Annotated in this window: 18 protein-coding genes and 1 other RNA gene; 12 read left to right on the top strand and 7 right to left on the bottom strand. The window is 37.0% G+C overall.

The features are described from left to right. The first annotated feature begins 479 nt into the window (after positions 1-479). The 6 genes from acnB (at position 480) to ABN236_RS15905 (ending at position 6457) form a co-directional block, all read left to right on the top strand. Positions 480-3077 (top strand): bifunctional aconitate hydratase 2/2-methylisocitrate dehydratase, encoded by a 2598-nt coding sequence (acnB, locus tag ABN236_RS15930; protein WP_088494946.1) that lies wholly within the window; start codon positions 480-482, stop codon positions 3075-3077. Positions 3078-3214: 137 nt separating this feature from the next. Beyond that, complete coding sequence (locus ABN236_RS15925; protein WP_088494947.1) at positions 3215-3586, top strand: YacL family protein; 372 nt, start codon at positions 3215-3217, stop codon at positions 3584-3586. A 92-nt stretch (positions 3587-3678) separates the two neighbouring features. Further along, the gene (gene mscS / locus ABN236_RS15920) at positions 3679-4539 is read left to right on the top strand and encodes a small-conductance mechanosensitive channel MscS (RefSeq protein ID WP_088494948.1); all 861 of its coding nucleotides are present in this window, start codon (positions 3679-3681) and stop codon (positions 4537-4539) included. Between the two features lie 189 nt (positions 4540-4728). Beyond that, the gene (locus tag ABN236_RS15915; protein ID WP_349474395.1) at positions 4729-4875 is read left to right on the top strand and encodes a hypothetical protein; all 147 of its coding nucleotides are present in this window, start codon (positions 4729-4731) and stop codon (positions 4873-4875) included. Positions 4876-5013: 138 nt separating this feature from the next. Next, entirely contained in the window at positions 5014-5637 is a 624-nt protein-coding gene (gene argO / locus ABN236_RS15910) for an arginine exporter ArgO (protein WP_194950934.1), read from the top strand. 85 nt (positions 5638-5722) lie between these two features. Continuing rightward, entirely contained in the window at positions 5723-6457 is a 735-nt protein-coding gene (locus ABN236_RS15905; protein ID WP_088494951.1) for an oxidative stress defense protein, read from the top strand. 75 nt (positions 6458-6532) lie between these two features. Here the strand turns inward: ABN236_RS15905 and ABN236_RS15900 are convergent, their stop codons facing one another. Then, positions 6533-7432: a LysR family transcriptional regulator ArgP gene (locus tag ABN236_RS15900; protein ID WP_088494952.1), complete on the bottom strand. Its 900-nt coding sequence runs from the start codon at positions 7430-7432 to the stop codon at positions 6533-6535. Between the two features lie 161 nt (positions 7433-7593). Here ABN236_RS15900 and rpiA point away from each other — a divergent pair, with 161 nt between their 5' ends. Together rpiA and serA are read left to right on the top strand one after the other, a co-directional pair. Continuing rightward, positions 7594-8250 carry a ribose-5-phosphate isomerase RpiA gene (rpiA, locus tag ABN236_RS15895; RefSeq protein ID WP_088494953.1) on the top strand — a complete coding sequence of 219 codons (657 nt, stop codon included), beginning with the start codon at positions 7594-7596 and terminating at the stop codon, positions 8248-8250. Between the two features lie 272 nt (positions 8251-8522). Next, positions 8523-9773 carry a phosphoglycerate dehydrogenase gene (serA, locus tag ABN236_RS15890; RefSeq protein WP_088494954.1) on the top strand — a complete coding sequence of 417 codons (1251 nt, stop codon included), beginning with the start codon at positions 8523-8525 and terminating at the stop codon, positions 9771-9773. 83 nt (positions 9774-9856) lie between these two features. Here the strand turns inward: serA and ABN236_RS15885 are convergent, their stop codons facing one another. The 6 genes from ABN236_RS15885 to zapA form a co-directional block, all read right to left on the bottom strand. Then, positions 9857-11974, bottom strand: a complete 2118-nt coding sequence (locus tag ABN236_RS15885) for a type I secretion system permease/ATPase (protein ID WP_349474394.1) — start codon at positions 11972-11974, stop codon at positions 9857-9859. 19 nt (positions 11975-11993) lie between these two features. Next, complete coding sequence (locus ABN236_RS15880) at positions 11994-13352, bottom strand: HlyD family type I secretion periplasmic adaptor subunit (protein ID WP_349474393.1); 1359 nt, start codon at positions 13350-13352, stop codon at positions 11994-11996. A 2-nt stretch (positions 13353-13354) separates the two neighbouring features. Beyond that, entirely contained in the window at positions 13355-15406 is a 2052-nt protein-coding gene (locus ABN236_RS15875) for a peptidase domain-containing ABC transporter (protein ID WP_349474392.1), read from the bottom strand. Between the two features lie 110 nt (positions 15407-15516). Then, positions 15517-16110 (bottom strand): 5-formyltetrahydrofolate cyclo-ligase, encoded by a 594-nt coding sequence (locus ABN236_RS15870; protein ID WP_349474391.1) that lies wholly within the window; start codon positions 16108-16110, stop codon positions 15517-15519. Between the two features lie 171 nt (positions 16111-16281). Beyond that, a non-coding RNA gene (ssrS, locus tag ABN236_RS15865) (6S RNA) lies at positions 16282-16465 on the bottom strand. A gap of 109 nt (positions 16466-16574) precedes the next feature. Continuing rightward, entirely contained in the window at positions 16575-16904 is a 330-nt protein-coding gene (gene zapA, locus ABN236_RS15860) for a cell division protein ZapA (protein WP_023581530.1), read from the bottom strand. A 176-nt stretch (positions 16905-17080) separates the two neighbouring features. Between zapA and ABN236_RS15855 the strand changes: the two genes are divergently transcribed. The 4 genes from ABN236_RS15855 to ubiI all read left to right on the top strand — a co-directional run bounded on the left by ABN236_RS15855 (position 17081) and on the right by ubiI (position 21511). Beyond that, on the top strand, positions 17081-17659 hold the full coding sequence (locus tag ABN236_RS15855) for a YecA/YgfB family protein (protein WP_194950930.1): 579 nt from the start codon (positions 17081-17083) through the stop codon (positions 17657-17659). 63 nt (positions 17660-17722) lie between these two features. Then, positions 17723-19033, top strand: coding sequence for a Xaa-Pro aminopeptidase (pepP, locus tag ABN236_RS15850; RefSeq protein ID WP_349474390.1), 1311 nt, complete (start codon positions 17723-17725; stop codon positions 19031-19033). A gap of 13 nt (positions 19034-19046) precedes the next feature. Further along, positions 19047-20219 carry a 2-octaprenyl-6-methoxyphenyl hydroxylase gene (gene ubiH / locus ABN236_RS15845; RefSeq protein WP_349474389.1) on the top strand — a complete coding sequence of 391 codons (1173 nt, stop codon included), beginning with the start codon at positions 19047-19049 and terminating at the stop codon, positions 20217-20219. 56 nt (positions 20220-20275) lie between these two features. Then, positions 20276-21511 (top strand): FAD-dependent 2-octaprenylphenol hydroxylase, encoded by a 1236-nt coding sequence (gene ubiI, locus ABN236_RS15840; RefSeq protein ID WP_318619338.1) that lies wholly within the window; start codon positions 20276-20278, stop codon positions 21509-21511. Positions 21512-21836 lie beyond the last annotated feature (325 nt).

Here is a 21836-nt window from a genome sequence, read left to right as displayed (position 1 = left end):
AAACTATAAAACGCCCGATGAAGTACATCGAGCGTTTTATGCCTGAAAAGTTGTCAACCTATATCAGGACTAGTCACTTTTTGTTGGGACTAGCATTGCTTAATGAAGGGAAATATTAGTGATTAGCTATTTTTGTCGTTTATTTAATCGCAAATTTCGCTTTAGTGCTAATTTGGGAATGAAAAAAACTATAAAAAGTGTGGTTATTAACCAAAATCTTGGTTAAAAGTCCCTGTTATATATTTTGTTTAAGTGTTTTAATCTGAATAAGTGGATATTTGAATCTGATTAATGTTACTTTTATGTGAACGAATTAACATCGTGTTGAAGATTTGCTATGCTGATAGCCCTTAGCTGGGCATAATTTTACAACCTCTTATGTTTTATGCGAGCAAAAGATCCTCTGACCTGGCATCCTTCAACAGACAGGGTGCAGACAGCCGGGTTATACAAAATGACAAAGAAGCGAGGAGACAGTCGTGCTAGAAGAATACCGTAAGCACGTAGCAGAGCGTGCAGCTGAAGGTGTCGTTCCAAAACCTCTCGATGCCACACAAACAGCCGCACTTGTTGAGCTATTAAAAAATCCCCCTAAAGGTGAAGAAGAATTTCTTCTTGATTTAATTGTTAACCGCGTTCCACCCGGAGTTGATGAAGCTGCCTATGTTAAGGCGGGTTTTTTAACTGCCCTCGCGAAAGGCGAAACCACATCACCTCTTATCACTCCAGAAAAAGCAGTTGAATTATTAGGCACCATGCAAGGTGGCTATAATATCCACGCTTTAATTGACGCTCTGGACAACGATAAATTAGCTCCAATAGCAGCTAAAGCGCTTTCTCACACATTACTGATGTTTGATAACTTCTATGATGTTGAAGAAAAGGCGAAAGCAGGTAACGTCTATGCTAAGCAAATCATGCAATCTTGGGCTGATGCACAGTGGTTTACTGAACGTCCAGCATTAGCAGAAAAAATTACTGTTACCGTATTTAAAGTCACTGGTGAAACCAATACCGATGACTTATCTCCAGCACCTGATGCTTGGTCTCGTCCTGATATCCCATTACATGCTTTAGCAATGCTGAAAAATGCGCGCGAAGGCATTGAACCAGATCAACCGGGTAGTGTAGGTCCTATCAAACAAATCGAAGCATTAAATAAAAAAGGCTTCCCTCTGGCTTATGTTGGTGATGTTGTAGGTACTGGCTCATCACGTAAATCAGCAACTAACTCTGTTCTTTGGTTTATGGGAGACGACATTCCTTTCGTTCCTAATAAACGCGGTGGCGGTGTTGTTCTTGGCGGTAAAATCGCACCTATCTTCTTTAATACTATGGAAGATGCAGGCGCACTCCCTATCGAAGTTGATGTTTCTAAATTAAATATGGGTGATGTCATTGATATTTACCCATACAAAGGTGAAATTCGTAACCATGAAACGAATGAGTTACTGGAAACCTTTGAGCTGAAAACCGAAGTATTAATTGATGAAGTTCGTGCTGGTGGTCGTATTCCATTGATCATCGGTCGTGGGTTAACATCAAAAGCGCGTGAATCACTGGGTTTACCAGCTAGCACACTGTTCCGTCATGCTAAACCTGTTGCAGAAAGCAATCGTGGTTTCTCACTAGCTCAGAAAATGGTAGGTCGTGCTTGTGGCCGTACAGGTATTCGCCCAGGCGAATATTGCGAGCCAAAAATGACCTCAGTAGGTTCACAAGATACAACAGGCCCAATGACTCGTGATGAGCTAAAAGACTTGGCGTGCCTTGGTTTCTCTGCTGATTTAGTGATGCAATCATTCTGTCATACCGCGGCTTATCCAAAACCGGTAGACGTTACAACGCATCACACTTTGCCTGACTTTATTATGAATCGTGGTGGTGTTTCACTGCGTCCGGGCGATGGTATTATCCACTCATGGTTAAACCGTATGTTACTACCTGATACTGTCGGTACAGGCGGTGACTCGCATACTCGTTTCCCTATTGGTATCTCATTCCCAGCAGGTTCTGGCCTAGTGGCTTTTGCTGCGGCAACTGGGGTTATGCCATTAGATATGCCAGAATCTGTTCTGGTGCGTTTTAAAGGCAAAATGCAACCGGGTGTGACACTGCGTGATTTAGTTCATGCTATTCCTTATTACGCAATTCAAGACGGTTTACTGACAGTTGAGAAAAAAGGTAAGAAGAACATTTTCTCTGGTCGTATTCTTGAGATTGAAGGCTTACCAGAACTGAAAGTAGAACAAGCATTTGAGCTTGCTGATGCATCAGCAGAACGTTCAGCGGCGGGTTGTACTATTAAACTGGATAAAGCGCCAATTATTGAGTACCTGCAATCTAACATTATCTTACTGAAATGGATGATTGCTGAAGGTTATGGTGATCGTCGTACTATTGAACGTCGTATCACTTCAATGGAAAACTGGTTGAAAGATCCGCAATTACTTGAAGCTGATGCAGATGCAGAATATGCAGCAGTGATCGAAATTGATTTAAATGAGATCAAAGAGCCTATTCTATGTGCGCCTAATGATCCAGATGATGCTCGCCTGTTATCTGAAGTGGCAAACAGCAAAATTGATGAAGTATTTATTGGCTCTTGCATGACCAATATTGGTCACTTCCGTGCTGCTGGTAAACTGCTTGATCAACACAAAGGTCAATTACCAACACGTTTATGGGTTGCTCCACCAACAAAAATGGATGCTGCTCAATTAACGGAAGAGGGCTATTATAGCGTCTTTGGTAAGAGTGGAGCACGTATCGAAGTACCGGGTTGTTCACTATGTATGGGTAACCAAGCGCGTGTTGCTGATGGTGCAACTGTTGTTTCAACCTCAACACGTAACTTCCCTAACCGCTTAGGTACAGGTGCTAATGTATATCTTGCCTCTGCGGAGCTTGCAGCGGTTGCTTCATTACTAGGTCGTTTACCAGAGCCACAAGAGTATCTGGATTTCATGAATAAAGTGGATGAAACCGCAGAAGATACTTATCGCTATCTAAACTTTGACCAACTAGAGCAGTATACCGATAAAGCAGACCAAGTTATTTTCCAAACAACGGTATAACGGTTAATTTATTGCTTTAAAGTATTTAATATGAACAAACGGGAGGCAAATGCCTCCCGTTTTTTGTTATTTTTGTCATAATAAGAATAAGATATTTTTTTATTAAAAAAGCGAGAGCTTTATAAGGGGCGTACACCATGGATTATGAATTTCAGCGAGATCTCACTGGCGGTATACTAGCCCGTTTTTCGATGGATCATGAAGCAATAGGCTATTGGCTGAATGATGAAATTCAGGGCGACATTAGTCTTATCGATCAAATTCTTGAAGAAATGGAAGGTATTAAAGGTAGTGAAAGACAGTGGGAACTTATCGGTAAAGAATACAGTCTTTCTATTGATGACGAAGAAGTAATGATAAGAGCCAATACCTTGCATTTTGAAACAGATGAAATGGAAGAGGGGATGAGCTATTACGATAACGAAAGCATCTCTTTCTGTGGTTTAGATGATTTTGCTACCATGCTACAAAAATATCGGTTATTTATTCTGGAAAATAGAGGAAATTAACAATTCCTATATATTTTTGGAATAAATCTGCCACAATATACTATTGAATTACTATTCTTTTCATTACGTTTTTAAGTTTAAAAGGTGGTCTAATGAATGAATTACCCGCTAGTTTAGATGAAGCAACAGGTTGGTTTGTGGCAAATCAGGATCTCTTTATTCAATATGCTGTGAATATTATTGCGGCATTTTTGATCCTGTTTGTTGGTCTTTTTGTGGCAAAAATGATTGGTAAAGGTGTCGCAAGAGTTTTAACGTTGCGCCACATTGATGCCACTGTTGTCACATTTCTGTCAGTTCTTGTTCGTTATACCGTTGTTGCTTTTACCTTAATTGCGGTATTAGGACGATTAGGGGTTCAAACTGCTTCTGTTATCGCCGTACTCGGTGCTGCTGGTTTAGCCGTTGGTTTAGCATTACAAGGCTCGCTGTCTAACTTTGCTGCTGGTGTGCTGATTGTTATTTTCCGTCCGATCCGCACAGATGAATATGTGATGATTGGCTCTGTTGAAGGTACAGTGAGAGATGTGCAGATTTTCTCAACCACATTACGTTCAGCTGATGACAGAATTATCGTTATTCCAAATAGCAAAATTATCAGTAGCGAAGTTATCAACTTAACGCGTGAGCCTAATCGCCGTACACAAATTATGGTTGGCGTGGCTTATGATGCTGATATTGATAAAGTGAAACAAGTGCTGGGTGATGTTGTTGCTAAAGACAAACGTATTCAACATGATAAAGGCGTGACTATCCGTTTACATGAAATGGCACCGTCTTCATTAAACTTTGTAGTACGTGTTTGGACAACGAATGGTGATGCATGGCCTGTTTATTGGGATTTAATGGAAGATTTTAAACGCGCATTAGATGCGAATAATATCGGTATTCCATTCCCTCAAATGGATGTTTATATGCATCAAACATCAAGTGCGACAGCGAAAGCAGAATAGTCTCATAAAAATAAATGATATAGAGCCACGTTAATAACGTGGCTTTTTTGTATGATAAGACAGGAGAAATAATAAGATAACACAGATGGTAAAAGGGATTGGATACTAAAGATGGAGATAATCTTAAGGAGTTTCTTTTTCGTTTTTCATTATTTTGATAGTTATATTATATTTGCTTTGGCGCTCTTATTGTTATGGTATTCCCACAAAGCAGAGAAAAAGCGTACACGTATTATCTTATTTATTACTGCATTAATTGTGGTAACACCTCATGTTACTATCTGTTCTAATTTTGTTTTTATGTTATTAATGAATATGGCTATTTCATCCTATTAATCCTACTGACACTTTATTTTTCCTATTTTATTGCCATTAGTTTTTCTTATTATCAATAAGAATGATTCATTTCCTCTAATATCAAAATCCCTCTATTATTCATCTGATATTAAGTGAATAATTATTAAGGTATTTTGCATGTTTACAACTTTTTTTCAGGGGTTCTTGTTAAGTGCAGCAATGATTTTGCCAATTGGTGCCCAAAACGCCTTTGTTTTACAGCAAGGAAGTAAAAAACAATTTCACTTGATGAGTGCGTTTTTATGCGCTTTAAGTGATGTTATTTTAATTACGGCAGGTGTCTTTGGTGGAAGTGCTTTGCTCAGCCAATCAGAAATACTTTTATTATTGATCACTTGGGGAGGCGTGGCGTTCTTACTATGGTATGGCTGGAGTGCATTTAAAACTGCATTTTCAAAAGATATTGAATTATCACAAAGTGAAAATCAGGTAAAAAGTCGTTGGCGAGTGATTGTGACATTAGTTGCCGTGACTTGGCTTAACCCTCATGTTTATTTAGACACCTTTGTTGTGATAGGTAGCATTGGCGGACAATTAACATCAGAACTGCGTCCTTGGTTTACATTTGGTGCAGTATTTGCCTCTATAAGCTGGTTTTTTGCGTTATCACTATTAGCAGCTTGGTTTTCTCCAATATTAAGTAAAGCACGCTCTCAACGTATTATTAATCTGTTTGTTGGATGTGTAATGTGGTTTATTGCTGTTCAATTAGCAGCGCAAGGATGGAAAACTCTCTTTTAATCTTAAAGAACTTTACATCAGATATGCTAAGGTTCTTCTTAGCCATAAAAAGATGGTCTTAAAATTTATTATGTCGGGGGTTTTTGTGAAATTAAAAGCAATTGTATTAGCATCCGTGTTTACGCTGGGATTACCTTCATTTGCATTAGCGGCGTCTGAGCCAGAAGGACCACATATTACAACATCGGGTAATGCGACAATTAAAGCCGCTCCTGATATGGCGACACTATATATTCAGGTTAGTGAAAGAGCGAAAGATGCAGCCCTTGCTAAGAAGCAAGCAGATGAACGAGTCGCAAAATATTTTGCTTTCTTAAAAGAAAATGGTGTTGTGAAAGAAGATATTGATGCTGCTAATATCCGTACTCAACCAAACTATGAGTATGATAAAAAAGCAGAGCGTTCAGTCATTAATGGCTATACCGCAACACGTACTGTGAATGTCAAAATTAAGAAACTAGAGCAGCTTAATACATTACTTGATGGTGCATTAGCAGCTGGTTTAAATGAAATTAATAACGTTGAGTTTGGCGTAAATAATCCAGAACAATACAAATCAAAAGCACGTGAAGTTGCGATTAAAAATGCTATTGATCAAGCAACATCTGTCGCAAAAGGTTTTGGTGCTGATTTAGGTGCGGTTTATAGTGTGAGCTATCGTGCTCCAGAAGCCACACCTTATACTCTTGGACAAGTTCGTATGGATTCAATGGCATTAAAAGCGCAAGCACCTGCTGCTGTGCAAGAAACCTATGAACAGCAAAGTATCGAATTTAAAGATTATGTTGATGTGGTTTTTGAATTAAAACGCACTAAATAATCATGCTGTGGTGAAATTAAAATAGGCTTCAATATGAAGCCTATTTTTTTGAGTTAATTAAGATGAAACCACGTATTATTCTTCATCTTGTTTTAAAACTTTACGACCAAAATCAATGAGTGCGTCTGTCACTTTTCTCATAGTTCTACTTTCTGGTGCAAATCGGTGCCAATAGAGCATACGTCGCTGGCAAAGTCCCGGTGTCAAATCAACCAATTCTCCGCTTTTTAGTTCATTAGCAATTTGCAGATGAGGGATCATACAACAAGTTGAACCTTGTTTAGCTAATTGCACAAAGGCTTCAGAGGAGTTCACGATATGGCACGGTACACTGCCCGGAGATAAACCGAAGTTCTGTTGTAAAAATGCCTGATGCATATCATCAAGATGGTCGAATGCCACTGCCGGTGCTTTTAATAATGAAGATTTAGTTACACCGTTGGAAAAGTAGCGTTGAGCAAAATCAGGAGAAGCAACAAATAGGTAATCGAGAGCACCTAATTGATCGACAAGGCAACTTGGTAGTGCTTGTGGCTGAATACTAATTGCGCCAACGACTTCGCCTCGTCTTAATCGTTCTTGAGTGCGAGTTTCATCTTCAACTTGAATATTGAGACGAATAGGCAATTGCGTTAAAACTGGATGTAACGCGGGTAATAACCATGTTGCTAAACTGTCCGCATTCACCGCTAAAGAGAGTAAAAGAGGTGTGGAACCGCTATTTTCATCACCTAACCATTGCTCTTCAAGTAATTCTACTTGATGCAATAGTGCTAATAATTTTTGCCCTTGCTCTGTCGGTTGAGGTGGAACAGTCCTGACTAATAGCGGTTGTCCAAATAAATTTTCTAACTGTTTGATACGCTGAGAAACGGCAGATTGTGTAATACATAACTTTTGCGCAGCTCGTTCAAAGCCACGTTCTCGAATGACGGCATCAAGGGCTTGTAATGCTCGATAATCAGGGCGTTTCATTAACAGACTCTCTTCGATTTTATATTCTATTGCTTACTATGCCATATTTTTCGTTGCAATGAGTTAAAATGTTGCTTCTCAGTTTTTGATGTGTCTCGTGCTAGTTTTGAATGCAATATGCTATTCTTAGTCCATTAACGTGATAAATAAGGTTTTTTTAAATGACTCAGGATGAATTGAAAAAAGCAGTAGGTTGGGCAGCGCTTGAATATGTAAAACCAGGCATGATTGTTGGTGTCGGTACTGGCTCTACGGCTTCTCATTTTATTGATGCATTAGCAACAATGAAAGGTCAAATCGAAGGCACAGTTTCAAGTTCAGAAGCATCAACTGCAAAATTAAAGAGTTACGGCATTCCAGTTTTCGACTGTAACGAAGTCGATTCTTTAGATATCTATGTTGATGGTGCTGATGAAATTAACCATCAAATGCAGATGATCAAAGGTGGTGGTGCTGCATTAACGCGTGAAAAAATCATTGCAGGTGTAGCGAAAACTTTTATCTGTATCGTTGATGAATCTAAACAAGTCGATGTGTTAGGTAAATTTCCACTACCCGTAGAAGTTATTCCAATGGCGCGCTCTTATGTTGCGCGTGAACTCGTTAAACTGGGTGGTTTACCAGAATATCGTGAAAACGTGGTAACTGATAACGGTAACGTTATTTTAGACGTTCATAATTTAACAATTCTTAACCCTATTGAACTGGAAAACAAAATTAACAGTATTCCGGGTGTTGTAACTGTAGGATTATTTGCTAACCGTGGCGCGAATGTTGTTTTAATGGGGACCTCTGAAGGTGTGAAAACCATTAAGTAATTCTTTTTAAGATAGGTAGCTATGGCTACCTATTTTTTAAATTATTTTAGAAACTGCAAATTCAGTGATATATATCACACGATAGTTATATCTCTCTTTAAAATCCTGCCATTTTCAAAGTCAAAATCATTTTACTCGGTAGAAAATCACTTTATTTACCGCTTATTCTGTCATCACTGCAATCGGTTGTATTGCCACAAAATCTATTTTTGTTATGTTGATGAGACAGGATTTTGTTTTTCATTAAATGTAATAACGATAGGGCAGGGTAAATGGTCAAAGTATCTTTGGAAAAAGAAAAGATAAAGTTTCTACTCCTTGAAGGTGTGCACCAAAGTGCAGTAGAAAATTTAAGAGCTGCGGGTTATACCAATATTGAATATCACAAAGGCGCATTATCGGACGAAGAATTAAAAGAAGCTATCCGTGATGCACGTTTTGTTGGTCTTCGTTCCCGCACTCACTTAACAGAAGAAATTTTTGCAGCCGCTGAAAAATTAGTTGCTGTGGGATGCTTCTGTATCGGTACTAATCAGGTTGATTTAGACGCCGCTGCTCGTCGCGGTATTCCTGTATTTAACGCTCCTTTCTCAAACACCCGTTCCGTGGCTGAGATGGTGCTTGGTGAATTACTGTTATTACTGCGTCGTATTCCTGAAGCAAATGCGAAAGCGCATCGTGGAGTTTGGGATAAACAAGCCAAAGGCTGTTTTGAAGCGCGTGGTAAAAAACTGGGTATTATTGGTTATGGTCACATTGGTACACAGTTAGGTATTTTGGCAGAAAGCGTGGGTTTAGATGTCTATTTTTACGATATTGAAAACAAACTGCCATTAGGTAATGCAACACAAATTCGTCATCTCTCTGAACTGTTGAATATGTGTGACATTGTCAGTTTACATGTGCCAGAAACACCATCAACCAAAAATATGATTGGGCATGAAGAAATTCAGCGCATGAAACCAGGCTCAATTCTTATCAATGCTTCTCGTGGTACTGTGGTTGATATTCCTGCGTTATCACAAGCGCTAGAATCTAAACATTTATCAGGCGCAGCAGTTGACGTATTCCCAACAGAGCCGGGTGCAAATAACGATCCTAACGATCCATTTGTTTCTGAACTTATCAAGTTTGACAATGTGATATTAACACCGCACATCGGTGGTTCAACTCAAGAAGCACAAGAAAACATCGGTTATGAAGTTGCGGGTAAATTAGCGAAATATTCAGATAACGGCTCTACATTATCTGCTGTTAACTTCCCTGAAGTATCACTGCCAAGCCACGGTGATGATGTAAACCGCTTACTGCATATTCATGAAAACCGCCCGGGTATGATGAACAGTATCAACAAAGTGTTTACTGAAGAAAACATCAACGTAGCTGCACAGTATTTACGTACATCAGGTAACGTAGGTTATGTTGTGATTGATATTACAACACAAACGAAAGCTCAAGCTGAATTAGTGTTACAAAAAATCAAAGCATTACCGGGAACAATCCGTGCTCGTATGCTTTACTAATTATTGATACATTATCGGTAATATATTGAAGGCTCGAAATATCGAGCCTTTTTTGTTTTTATTAAATCTTTATTAAATTTTAATTATTGAATTTGTTGCTGCCATAATTGGTAATAGAGCGCTTGATTTTCTATTAAATGAGTATGTGTTCCCTCTTCTAATACCCTACCTTTATCTATTACATAGATATAATCTGAATGCACTAATGTATTTAGACGATGTGCAATACTAATTACGGTTCTGTTTTTACAAATCTGAGGTAAGTTCGCTAAAATTTGTGCTTCTGATCTGTAATCTAATGCTGATGTTGCTTCATCTAAAATAAGAATACGCGGATCGGTTAACAAGGCTCTAGCAAGCGCAATACGTTGACGCTGTCCTCCTGATAAGTTGTGACCTCTTTCTCCAACTTGAGTGTTAAAACCTAAAGGGAGTTGCTCAATAAAGTCTAAAGCGCCTGCAAGTTGAGAAGCTTCTATTATCTCTCTTTCACTCGCACTGGGTTTTGATAAACGAATATTCTCAATAATCGAGCCACTAAATAAATAACTCTCTTGTAAAACGAGACTAATACTTTGGCGTAAAGAGAGCGGATCGGCGATAGCGAGATCCATTCCATCAATATAAATTTGTCCTTGTTGAGGAGTATAAAGGCGTTGGATCAAACGTGTAAGAGTGCTCTTTCCTGAACCAGAACGACCTGTAATACCAATAAACTTACCGGCAGGAATAGATAAAGAGAGTGCTTCTATGATATCTGGTGTGTTATTGGCGTAACGGAAATAAACATTTGAAAAAACAATGCTTCCTTTGATTTTAGGAACGGTTGCTGTTCCATAAGATTGATGTTCGGTAGGTGTGTTTAAAATATCGCCAACACGACGTAAAGAAATGGTTGCTTGCTGAAAATCTTGCCAGCATTGCGCTAAGCGTAAAATAGGTTGTGTAATATGTGCAGCAAAAAGATTAAAAGCAATAAGCTCACCTACACTCATTTGTGCTTTGATAATTAAATTAGCGCCTTGCCATAAAATAGTGGCTATCGCGATTTTATGGATGATAGAGATAAGCTGTTGTGCAAATAACGCTTTTTTAGCACCAGAGAAACGCTTATTAATATGATCTGTAAGTTTGTATTGCCATCTTTCTATAAATTTATTTTCTGTTGCTGTTATTTTTATGGTTTCAATACCGTTTATTGCTTCTGTTAGTAGACTGGTATTATCCGCATTAGCTTGATATTCCTGCTCAACCCAATAGCGAATAAAAGGGCCACAAATAAGCCAAAGTAGGAAGTAGAGTGTTAATGAACCTAAGGTTATCCATGTTAAAAGTGACGAATACGTAAACATGACAGAGATAAATATGATAATAAAAATCAAGTCAAGTAATAGCATAAATGCAGAGCTAGTAATAAATTGTCGAATATGTGAAAGCTCTTGAATACGAGTAATGATTTGCCCTGATTGGCGTTGATTAAAAAAATGGCTAGGCAAGCGGATAAGATGTTGAAATACTTTTCCTGATAACTCAGCGCTTAACTGACAAGAAATAAAAACATATAGCTTATCGCGCAAATAAAGATAGAGGGGTTCGGTAATAGCAATCAGAATCAATAAATAACCCAAAAGATGTAGGTTAGATAGATCCCTTCCTGTTAGCACTTTATCAATCATAATTTCAAAAATTAAAGGACTGATTAATGCAAATAGTTGACAGCAACAAACTAAAATAAAGATAAAAAACAATGCGTTTTTTTGTTTTAATAGAGAAGGAATAAACCAGCGAAAATCAAACTTAGCTGATAATGGTGAAGGCTCTTTAGTAATAAGTAATAGTGTATTAATCTTCTTTTTTTTATCAATAATAAACTCAATTTCAATACTATTCTTAGGATCAAAAACAATAAGTTTTTCCTTTTTTATCTCCTTTAAGATATACCAATGCTTATCTATTTCGATAATTGTGCTAATCATAGCGCTGTTTTTTTTGTCATAATCCAAGATATCAAATTGACATTTTAAATTGAGTAATTTAGCTGATTCAAAAACATTCCACTTATTAAGATGGTTGTCACAACCAAGAAAATGAATGATCTGTTCTTTTTTTATATTTCCTTTGCCTTTTTTAGAAAAATAAAGTAATCCATCAATAATAGAGTGGTGATATTGGTTTTCTTCCATATTAATTATATTTTCCATAATATAAGGGATCTTATTTTTATTTTTCAGTGAGTGCATTATGACGATAAGCTTCTATTGGGCTTAAAATATAATCAATGACACGACGTTGTTCAGTGATTATTTCGGCAGTTAAAGACATACCCGGAATGAGTCGATATTCCCTTTGGCTATTTTTAATTGTCTGTCTGTTTAATCTAATAGTTGCTGGATAAACTAAGCCTAATTGATCGTGCTGAACAGCATCTTTAGCAATATTAATAACTTCGCCTTCAATGGTGCCATAGCGTGTATAAGGAAAAGCATCTATTTTTATCATTGCTTTTTGTCCTAGATGAACAAAACCAATATCTTTATTGAGCAAATTAACTTCTGCAATATTATCTTGGTTATCAGGTACTATTATCATCACACCTTGTGATGGTTGTAATACACTACCTAGTGTATGAGTTGAAATTTGTTGAACTGTACCTGTTATGGGAGAGCGTACTTTTTTTAGTTGTTGTTTCTTTTGAAGATGGCTAAGATTTTGATTGTAAATAATCAATTCACTTTCATACTGTTTATATTTATCATGCCATTCTAGATATTTTTGTTTCTCTAATTGATTTAGATTTTGTTTTTTCTGTTCTTCTTGGCTTTTTAATAGGTTATATTCTGAATCTTTCGTTTTTATCAGTCTGTTTATTTCTAGTAACTCTTTTTGATTTTCTAGATACTCTATCTTACTAATAAATTTTTTTATATACAGTGTTTGTTTCAATGTGAATCGTTGTTCAATGTTTTCTTTTAATGCTTTTAATGCTTTTAATGATAATAAATCATTGTGAGTCATTAATTGATTTTTATTATTTACTTCAATCTCTGTCTCGATTACTTTTATATTACTATCAAATTCCTCCTTTTCTTTTTGATAACTAATTAAAACATTTCTTTTTGCTTTTTTATCTAACGTATTAAAATGATAAAGATTTTGAGGCGATGTTTCTTGGCTTAATGCTTGATAGCGTATTTTAAACTGCAAAATATTATCAATTTTTTTTCTTACTCCTATTATTTCTTCATCAATACCTAATATATCAAGTGTGAGTAATATATCGCCTTGATTGACTTTTTGTCCTTCCTTTACATGAAGTGTTGCTAATCGACTATGTTCATATATTTGAATAAGTTGAGAATGTCCAATAACAATAAGTTTACCTGTTGCAGGGGATTGTATATTCAATTTACCGAAATAAGCCCATAGAAGAAAGACAATAACATTTAATGAAATAAGTATCGCAATATAACGACTATAAGGTGTGATGGGTTTTTCGATAAGAGCGATATGGTTAGGGTAAAAATCGTAATTTTTTGCTTTATCTTTACGCTGAAAAATAGAGGATATATTTAGTTTCATTTTCAACATCCTTGTTGAAGTTGCCAAAGTTTTTTGTAATAACCACTGTTTGCAATTAATTCTTCATGGTTTCCATCTTCAATAATTTGCCCTTTATTTAACACAATAATACGAGAACAATTTCGAATAGTTGAAAGGCGATGAGCAATGATAATAACGGTTTTATCTTTAGCAATAAGGGGGAGGTTATTTTGAATTATGGCTTGGGAGTTATCATCTAAAGCACTGGTGGCTTCATCGAAAATTAGAATTTTAGGTGAGGATAATAAGGCTCTGGCAATCGCAATACGTTGGCGTTGACCTCCTGATAATGATGTTCCTCCTTCTGTAATAAGCGTGTCATATCCTAAGGGAAGCTTTAAAATAAATTCGTGAGCACCTGCTATTTTAGCAACATGAATAACTTCTTCTAAAGAAGCATGTTGATGAGTTAATCGAATATTATCAAAGACACTTAAATTAAATAAAAAGTTCTCTTGTAATACAAAACCGATTTGTTGGCGTAGGTTAGTTAAATGAAATTGTGTAAGTGGAATACCGTCAATTTTTATACAGCCTGATTGTGGAATATAAAGACCTGAGATCATTCGCACTAAGGTGCTTTTCCCCGAGCCTGAAGTACCAACAATACCAATAACTTCATGTTTTTTAATATGTAATGAAATATTATTTAAAATAACAGGAGTATTGCTTTGATAATAAAAACTCACCTTATTAAAGGTAATTTCACCTTTGATATTGGATTGTCGTGTTGCAGTATCCTGCTCTTTAGGAAGATTAAGAATATCTTGTAAGTTATAGATAGCGTTTTTTGTTCTGATATATTTACCCCAAACATCAATTGCCGTCGCAAAGGGTTTTAAACAGAATCTAAGGAGCATCATGAACGCAATAAGTTGACCTATTGTTATCGAAAGAGAAATGACTTCATAGGCACCTAGCCATAACAGTAATGCCATTGTTGTTTTATTAAGAAATAACACAATAAAGCGCGAGAAATTATCAATATTTTGAAGTGATAAGCTTTTAGAGGTGACCTGATGAATTTGTGTATACCACTGTTGTGTAAATCGAGGCTCAAGCGAAAGGCTTTTAATTGTTTCAATCCCCCCTAAACTTTCGGTAAGAAATCCAGTATTAATTGCCGCTTTTTGATAAAGCTGTTGAACAGCAAGCTCTATTTTAGGTGCGAGAAATTTAGCTAAAATAAAGTAAAAAGGGATCGTGGTAATAAAAAATAAAGTGAGTTTTAACGAAAACATTGCCATTGCAACGATAAATATAAAGATAAAAGAAAAATCGACAATTAGCATCAATAACGTATTAGTAATAAATTCTCTAATAATATCTAATTCTTTTACTCGAGTGACAATGGCACCAGTTTGCCGAGATTTAAAATAACTAATCGGTAATCTAAATAAGTGTTCGGTCAGTTTTAAGCTTAGAGTGATATCAATTTTATTTGCTGTGTGGTGATAGATGTACTCTCTAATTCCTTTTAGTACACCTTCATAAATAGCAATAAAAACCAAAGTAATAACTAATAAATTAAGTGTTAATAGGGCTTGATGAACAATTATCTTATCCATAATAATTTGTGTAACTAAAGGAGTAGCCAATAGTAATAATTGCAAAATTAATGAATAAAACAAGATGCTATAAAAAATGGTTTTATGTTTTTTAAATACAGGGAAAAACCAAGCAATGCTGAATTCATTATTTGATTTGAAATCAAGGTAATAGATGGTTTTTATTTCAAATAAACTATCTCTACTAATAGTTTCTGTTTTATCTGTTTGAGTATTATAAATAAGAATGTTGTTGTTATTGTTTTTTAGTAAAATAAATGAATTATCATTGTTATCTATAATAATTAACTTATGGTTTATTTGTTTTTTTAATAAAGTTGATTTTTTTATTTTCTTTAATTTAAAGTCGTGCTCTTTTTCTAATGAATTTACTGTGTGATTGTGTTCTGTTTTTATTTCTTTATTTTTAATTAGGCTGATAATAATGTTAATGCATTTAATTAAATGAATGTCTTTATTATTCATTAGAGTAAATACCTTTTTATAGAGGGAATATAAAAGGTATTTAAGAGTGTTTTTTTTATAAAAAATATAAAAAAACACAGATAACTATTGATACTAAAAAATAGAATAGCCTAAAAATGCCATCTTTTTTCAGGAGTAATAATTTCAGGTAATGGAATATCCCAATCAGCGGTAGGGAGATAATCAACTTGTTGGCAAGTATGAGCAAGCCCCATTGGGTAAAATGATTTTTGTTGCCAGTTTTCTAATGTTCTATCGTAAAAACCGCCTCCCATACCTAATCGTTGACCTTGTGCATCAAAAGCGACTAATGGTGTAAAGATAATATCAATATTAGAGATGGGAATAACCATGTTCACATTTAAAGGAGGTTCAGAAATATTAAAGCGATTTTTTACTAACGGAGTAGAGGGTGTGTAACGTAAGAAAAGGAGATGATGGCGATGAAATGGGTGTAATACGGGTAAGCAAACTTGTTTATTTAATGTCCATAACTGGGAGATCAAAGGTGATGTATCAATTTCACCGTCAAAAGAAAGAAACAGTGCAATAGTCTGTGCTTGTTTAATTTTAGGATGAGCAAGAACTTGCTCGCATAATTTATCAGCTGCTTGTTGTTGCTCTTCTAATGTGAGTAAACGACGTTTTTGGCGAATAGCTTTGCGGATCTCATCTCTTTGTTGAAAAAGTGAAGTGTGCGTCATTCATCAATCCATCAATAAGCGGTTGGTATTAAGTAGAAACCATCATTTTAATCAATTTATCACACTTTAGAGGTAAGAAAGCGAAGAAGTTGAAGATATGAGAATGAAAGCATAAAAAAAGTTCTAAACATTAAGTAGTTATAAAATACTTAGTGTTTAGAACTTTAGTAGGAGGTCTCCAAGATGCCGCCGCAAGCTGTAACCCTTGAACCCATGGTCCAAGGTGAACATAGTGTTGCTGCCATTAGGCTGCCTGAACGAATCGGGTATGCTCACAAGCAACAGATCACCACGTTCTATGTGTTTCGAATATCGGCTCAGGGGACTGGCCCGCTGGCAAACATCTCAGAGAAATTTGGTGGGTGCGCTAAGCACCTTATCTATGAACTATTGTATTATTTTAATTGTAGAAAGCAACCTATTATCTATGAATTTCGTGGTGTACGCATGCTTTCTGAACAAATCTACTTCGCAGTTGAAAAAGTGCGATCATGGTGCTTGCCTTGATCGTGTAAAGCTTGTTCAATGGATTGTTGTAGCATTTTTATTTTCTCTTCCATGTTGTAGGCATAGTCTCTGGTTTTTAACTTTTCTTCTGCCAACTCATGACTCATATTTAATGCCACGATAAAAATTAAGTGCTCTGTATTGGAAACACCACTGCGTTCTTTGAGATCTTGTAATCGTTGTTCCAGTTCAGCAGCAGAAGCCAGTAAAGCATCTCTTTGTTCTGGTGGGCAATTGACACGTAATGAACGCCCAAAAATTTGAAGATCAACGGGTTGTGCGGACATGATTCCTTCCTGACATAAAATCTGTGCTACGTGTTTAGTAGTGTATACGGTTATAACGCTGTATTAAACGCTATTACTGCAAAAATTCCAATGATTAACATGGCTTAACTGGTACAGCGACTTCTATTGATGGTAGCATATCTTGAACTATTCCCCTAAATGCGACGTTTATTCTTATGTCAAAACAGAACACATTACCGAATTATCAAACTATTGATGCATTATTACAGCAACATACAGTACCTTTAACCGCGGCTGAAATGCATGGTTTGATTACAGGATTTATTTGCGGTGCAGTGCGCGATAGCAGTTGGAAAACCTTATTACACGATCTGACCAATGAAGGTTTAGCTTTTCCTAAAACGCTATCAGAGCCACTTGAAGAGCTTTATCACATCACCTACGAACAGCTCGATGACAGTGTGTTCAATTTCTCGATGTTAGTACCTGACGAATCTGAATCTGTTTTTCCAAGAGCCGATGCCCTTGCAGGTTGGGTTAATCATTTTCTTTTAGGTCTGGGGGTTGCTCAACCTAAGTTGTCTGATCATAAAGAATTGACCGAAGTGATTACTGATTTACGTAATATTGGTGCGCTAGGTTACGAAGAAGACGAAAACCAAGAAGAGCTTGAAGATGCACTTGAAGAAGTCAGTGAATATGTAAAAGTATCCGTTCAACTTTGTTATATCACTTTTGTCGCACCAAAAGACAAAGGAAATGACGAACAAAATGAGCAACGTGTCTTACATTAATTGCATCATTAATTTCATCATTAATTAGATAACCATAAAGATAAATGAAAGACAGGAGTGGGTATGAATAAGCAAGAATTTTTATCCCGTCGTCAGGCATTATTAGCACAAATGAAGCCTGCGAGTGCAGCTATCTTTTTTGCCGCACCACCAGCGCAACGTAATGCTGATAGTGAGTATCCTTATCGTCAACATAGTGATTTCCTTTATCTAACTGGTTTCAGCGAGCCTGAAGCTATTCTTGTGCTGATTAAAAGTGATGAAACACATAACCATAGTGTGCTTTTTAATCGTGTTAGAGATTTAACCGCTGAAATTTGGTTTGGTCGTCGCCTTGGACAAGAAGCAGCACCTGAAAAATTGGGTGTTGATAAGGCGCTACCTTATGAAGATGTGGGTGAACAACTTTACCAATTATTAAACGGGTTAGATGTTGTTTATCATGCTCAAGGTGAATACGCGTTTGCTGATGAGATAGTCTTTAGTGCATTAGAAATGTTAAGAAAAGGCTCTCGCCGTAACTTAAAAGCGCCGCAAACCATTATTGATTGGCGTCCAATGGTTCATGAACAACGTCTGTTTAAATCTGATTTTGAACTTGAATTACTGCGTAAAGCCGGAAAAATCACTGCATTAGCACATACGCGTGCGATGCAAAAATGTCAGCCGGGTATGTACGAATATCAACTTCAAGGTGAGATTGAACATGAGTTTGTTTCTCATGGTGCGCGTTTCCCTTCTTATAACAGTATTGTCGGTAGTGGTGAAAATGGTTGTATTCTTCATTACACCGAAAATGAAACCAAAATGCGCGATGGAGATTTAGTTCTCATTGATGCAGGCTGTGAATATGAAGGTTATGCTAGTGATATCACCCGTACTTTTCCTGTTAATGGTAAATTTAGCCGTCAACAACGCGAAATTTATGACATCGTTTTAAAATCCATCAATGTTTCTTTGGAATTGTACAAACCTGGTACAAGTATCAAAGAAGTCACAGAGCATGTCGTGTATATCATGGTTGAAGGACTGGTTAAACTGGGCATTATGCACGGTGAAATCGATCATCTTATTGAGACAAAAGCCTATCAGCGTTTCTTTATGCATAGCTTAAGCCACTGGTTAGGTCTTGATGTTCATGATGTTGGACATTATGGCACTGAGCGTGACCGTATTTTAGAACCAGGTATGGTACTGACCATTGAACCGGGGCTTTACATTGCACCAGATGCAGACGTGCCACAAGAGTATCGCGGTATCGGTATTCGTATTGAAGATGACATTGTTATCACGGAAACAGGCAATGAGAATTTAACGGCATCTGTCGTTAAAGATCCTGATGAAATTGAAGCTCTGATGGCAGGAAAAATTTAAGGCTAAAATCAGCATGAATGTGATTATTGTGGGTGGTGGAATGGCAGGTGCGACATTAGCACTTGCACTCTCTGCATTAAATAAAGGTAAGATTTCAATTTCGTTAATTGAAGCAAGAGAGCCTGACAATGGGCATCCTGGGTTTGATGCAAGAGCGATTGCATTAGCACATGGAACAGCAAAACGGTTAGAGCAAATCGGGCTTTGGTCAACATTAAAACCTTTTGTTACCCCCATTAATCACGTTCATGTCTCTGATAGAGGGCATTGTGGTTTTGTTAATATTCATGCACAAGACTATGATATATCAGCACTGGGTTATGTTGTTGAATTACATGATGCAGGGCGTCAGCTTTTTGCCAAGTTGAAAAAACAATCTAATATCACACTTTATTGCCCTGCTAAAGTTGAACAAGTTCAACGTAATATCGATTCTGTTGAGGTAACACTTGATGATGGTACGCAATTATCGAGTGACTTACTGATTGCCGCTGATGGTACGAACTCACCTATTGGTCACCAGTGCCATATTCAATGGCAACGAGAGCCTTATAACCAAGTGGCTGTGATCGCTAATGTCAAAACGCAAATCGATCCTCAAGGTAAAGCTTTCGAGCGCTTTACGGAATTTGGTCCATTAGCCATGTTACCAATGAGTGAAGGGCGCAGCTCATTAGTGTGGTGCCATCCGATTGAAAAGCTGGATGAAGTTTCACAGTGGGATGATGAAACAACTATCGCACATTTACAGCGTGATTTTGGCTGGCGTTTAGGAAAGATAGAGCATATTGGCAAGCGAAATTGTTACCCTTTAGCACTACAAAAAGCCAATCAAATTATTGGTCATCGTTTAGCGTTAGTTGGAAATGCCTCACAAACACTTCATCCTATTGCAGGACAAGGTTTTAACCTTGGTTTACGTGATGTTATGGCGCTCGCCAATACGATCACCCAAGCGATTAATGCCAATATTGATATTGGTAGTTATCGAGTGCTCTCTCAATATCAACAACTTCGCCAACAAGATAGAGAAAAAACAATCTCTATTACCGATGGGTTGGTGAAAGTGTTTGCAAATCGTTGTGTGCCACTGATTATTTCTCGCAACTTAGGGTTAATGACGATGGAATTGCTTCCAATGATGAGAGATAAATTGGCGCATCAAACATTGGGCTGGACAGACTAGACAAGCAGAAAAGAACAGCGCGCTCTAAAATAATCGCTTTTTAGGATACTTTTATTATGAAATCATTTGATGTTGTTATTGCTGGTGGTGGAATGGTTGGGCTTGCATTAGCCAGCGGATTACACGGGTGTGGATTACGTATAGCGATAATAGAGAATCACCCTGTAACGAAGCTTTTTCACCCACAGGATGATTTTTCATTACGGGTATCCGCTATTAATACAGCCAGTGAAATGTTGCTGAAAAAATTAGGTGTTTGGGAAAACTTACAAGCACTACGAACCGCACCTTATCAAGGTATGGAGGTTTGGGATCAAGATAGTTTTGGTCGTATTGAATTTTCAGCACAAAAAGAAGGGTTCAGCCATTTAGGCTCTATCATCGAAAATAACCTTATTCGTGAAGTGCTTTGGCAAAAATGTGAAAGCCACAGTGATATTACCTTCTATTCATCAACGCAGATTGAGCGTGTGGTGTGGGGGGAAAATGATGCATTTATTACCCTGAATGATGGTGAGATGTTGACGGCAAGATTAGTTGTCGGAGCCGATGGTGCTAATTCATGGTTACGCAAACACGCAGATATTCCCCTGACTTTTTGGGATTATGAACATCATGCCTTAGTTGCCACTATTCGTACCGAACAGCCTCATGATAATGTCGCACGCCAAGTCTTTCATGGTGAAGGCATTTTGGCGTTTTTACCGCTTTCTGATCCTCATACTTGTTCTATTGTTTGGTCTTTACCAAGCAACCTTGCTGAAAGTTATAAAAACGCAGAAAAAACCTTATTTGAACGCACATTAGGTGTGACCTTTGATATGCGTTTAGGTCAATGTGAGTTGATAAGTGATCGCATGACCATACCATTAACAGGTCGTTATGCCCGTCAATTTGCCGCTCCTCGTTTAGCACTATTAGGTGATGCTGCACATACTATCCACCCTTTAGCTGGACAAGGCGTTAACCTCGGTTTTATGGATGTTGCAGAGTTAATCGGTGAGATCCGCCGCTTAAAAGCAGAAGGTAAAGATTTTGGTGAATATCTCTATTTGAGACGATTCGAGCGTCGTCGCAAACATGCCGCAGCCGTCATGCTGGCAAGTATGCAAGGATTCCGCGAACTTTTTGCTGGCAACAACCCAGTTAAAAAACTGGTTCGGGATATCGGCCTTTCGTTAGCAGATAGTTTACCGGGGGTAAAACCTAAGTTACTTGAGCAAGCAATGGGACTTTCTGATTTACCTGAATGGTTAAGTGATAAAAATTTCACTTCAGTTGAAAAAATCTAATTCCTCGCTTATTTCACATTACTTTTATTTATATCTGACTGAAGAAATAGAACTAAAAAAATCTATTTTTTCAGTCTATTCTTTGCACTAATTCCTTTTTTTCAGTAATTCCTCGCTAAAAATGAGCGCTGATACGCATAATTGCAATCATTAGTTCTGCATACCCATATGTCTACATTATGATTAAGAGACACTATACCCTATTTTAACTTATGGTTTATTTTTTCTCACAATGCTAAGTTCAAGGGGATGGTATCGTTTGCGTTGTACGTTAATTGCTCGTATTTGTTAAATCTATGTTTAAAAATAAACTTAAGCTTAAGAT

The sequence above is a fragment of the Proteus sp. fly-1013 genome (genome assembly GCF_040140245.1).
GTDB lineage: Bacteria > Pseudomonadota > Gammaproteobacteria > Enterobacterales > Enterobacteriaceae > Proteus > Proteus mirabilis_B.
Note: the sequence above shows the minus strand (reverse complement) of the source record. Positions and strands in the feature narration are given on the sequence as shown.

Bases quoted from the DNA above. Each gene is read 5' to 3' on its own strand.
- ABN236_RS15925 (WP_088494947.1), top strand. From the start codon at position 3,215: ATGGATTATGAATTTCAGCGAGATCTCACTGGCGGTATACTAGCCCGT.
- mscS (WP_088494948.1), top strand. From the start codon at position 3,679: ATGAATGAATTACCCGCTAGTTTAGATGAAGCAACAGGTTGGTTTGTG.
- argO (WP_194950934.1), top strand. From the start codon at position 5,014: ATGTTTACAACTTTTTTTCAGGGGTTCTTGTTAAGTGCAGCAATGATT.
- ABN236_RS15900 (WP_088494952.1), bottom strand. From the start codon at position 7,432: ATGAAACGCCCTGATTATCGAGCATTACAAGCCCTTGATGCCGTCATT.
- rpiA (WP_088494953.1), top strand. From the start codon at position 7,594: ATGACTCAGGATGAATTGAAAAAAGCAGTAGGTTGGGCAGCGCTTGAA.
- serA (WP_088494954.1), top strand. From the start codon at position 8,523: ATGGTCAAAGTATCTTTGGAAAAAGAAAAGATAAAGTTTCTACTCCTT.
- ABN236_RS15885 (WP_349474394.1), bottom strand. From the start codon at position 11,974: ATGGAAAATATAATTAATATGGAAGAAAACCAATATCACCACTCTATT.
- ABN236_RS15880 (WP_349474393.1), bottom strand. From the start codon at position 13,352: ATGAAACTAAATATATCCTCTATTTTTCAGCGTAAAGATAAAGCAAAA.
- ABN236_RS15875 (WP_349474392.1), bottom strand. From the start codon at position 15,406: ATGAATAATAAAGACATTCATTTAATTAAATGCATTAACATTATTATC.
- ABN236_RS15870 (WP_349474391.1), bottom strand. From the start codon at position 16,110: ATGACGCACACTTCACTTTTTCAACAAAGAGATGAGATCCGCAAAGCT.
- zapA (WP_023581530.1), bottom strand. From the start codon at position 16,904: ATGTCCGCACAACCCGTTGATCTTCAAATTTTTGGGCGTTCATTACGT.
- ABN236_RS15855 (WP_194950930.1), top strand. From the start codon at position 17,081: ATGTCAAAACAGAACACATTACCGAATTATCAAACTATTGATGCATTA.
- pepP (WP_349474390.1), top strand. From the start codon at position 17,723: ATGAATAAGCAAGAATTTTTATCCCGTCGTCAGGCATTATTAGCACAA.
- ubiH (WP_349474389.1), top strand. From the start codon at position 19,047: ATGAATGTGATTATTGTGGGTGGTGGAATGGCAGGTGCGACATTAGCA.
- ubiI (WP_318619338.1), top strand. From the start codon at position 20,276: ATGAAATCATTTGATGTTGTTATTGCTGGTGGTGGAATGGTTGGGCTT.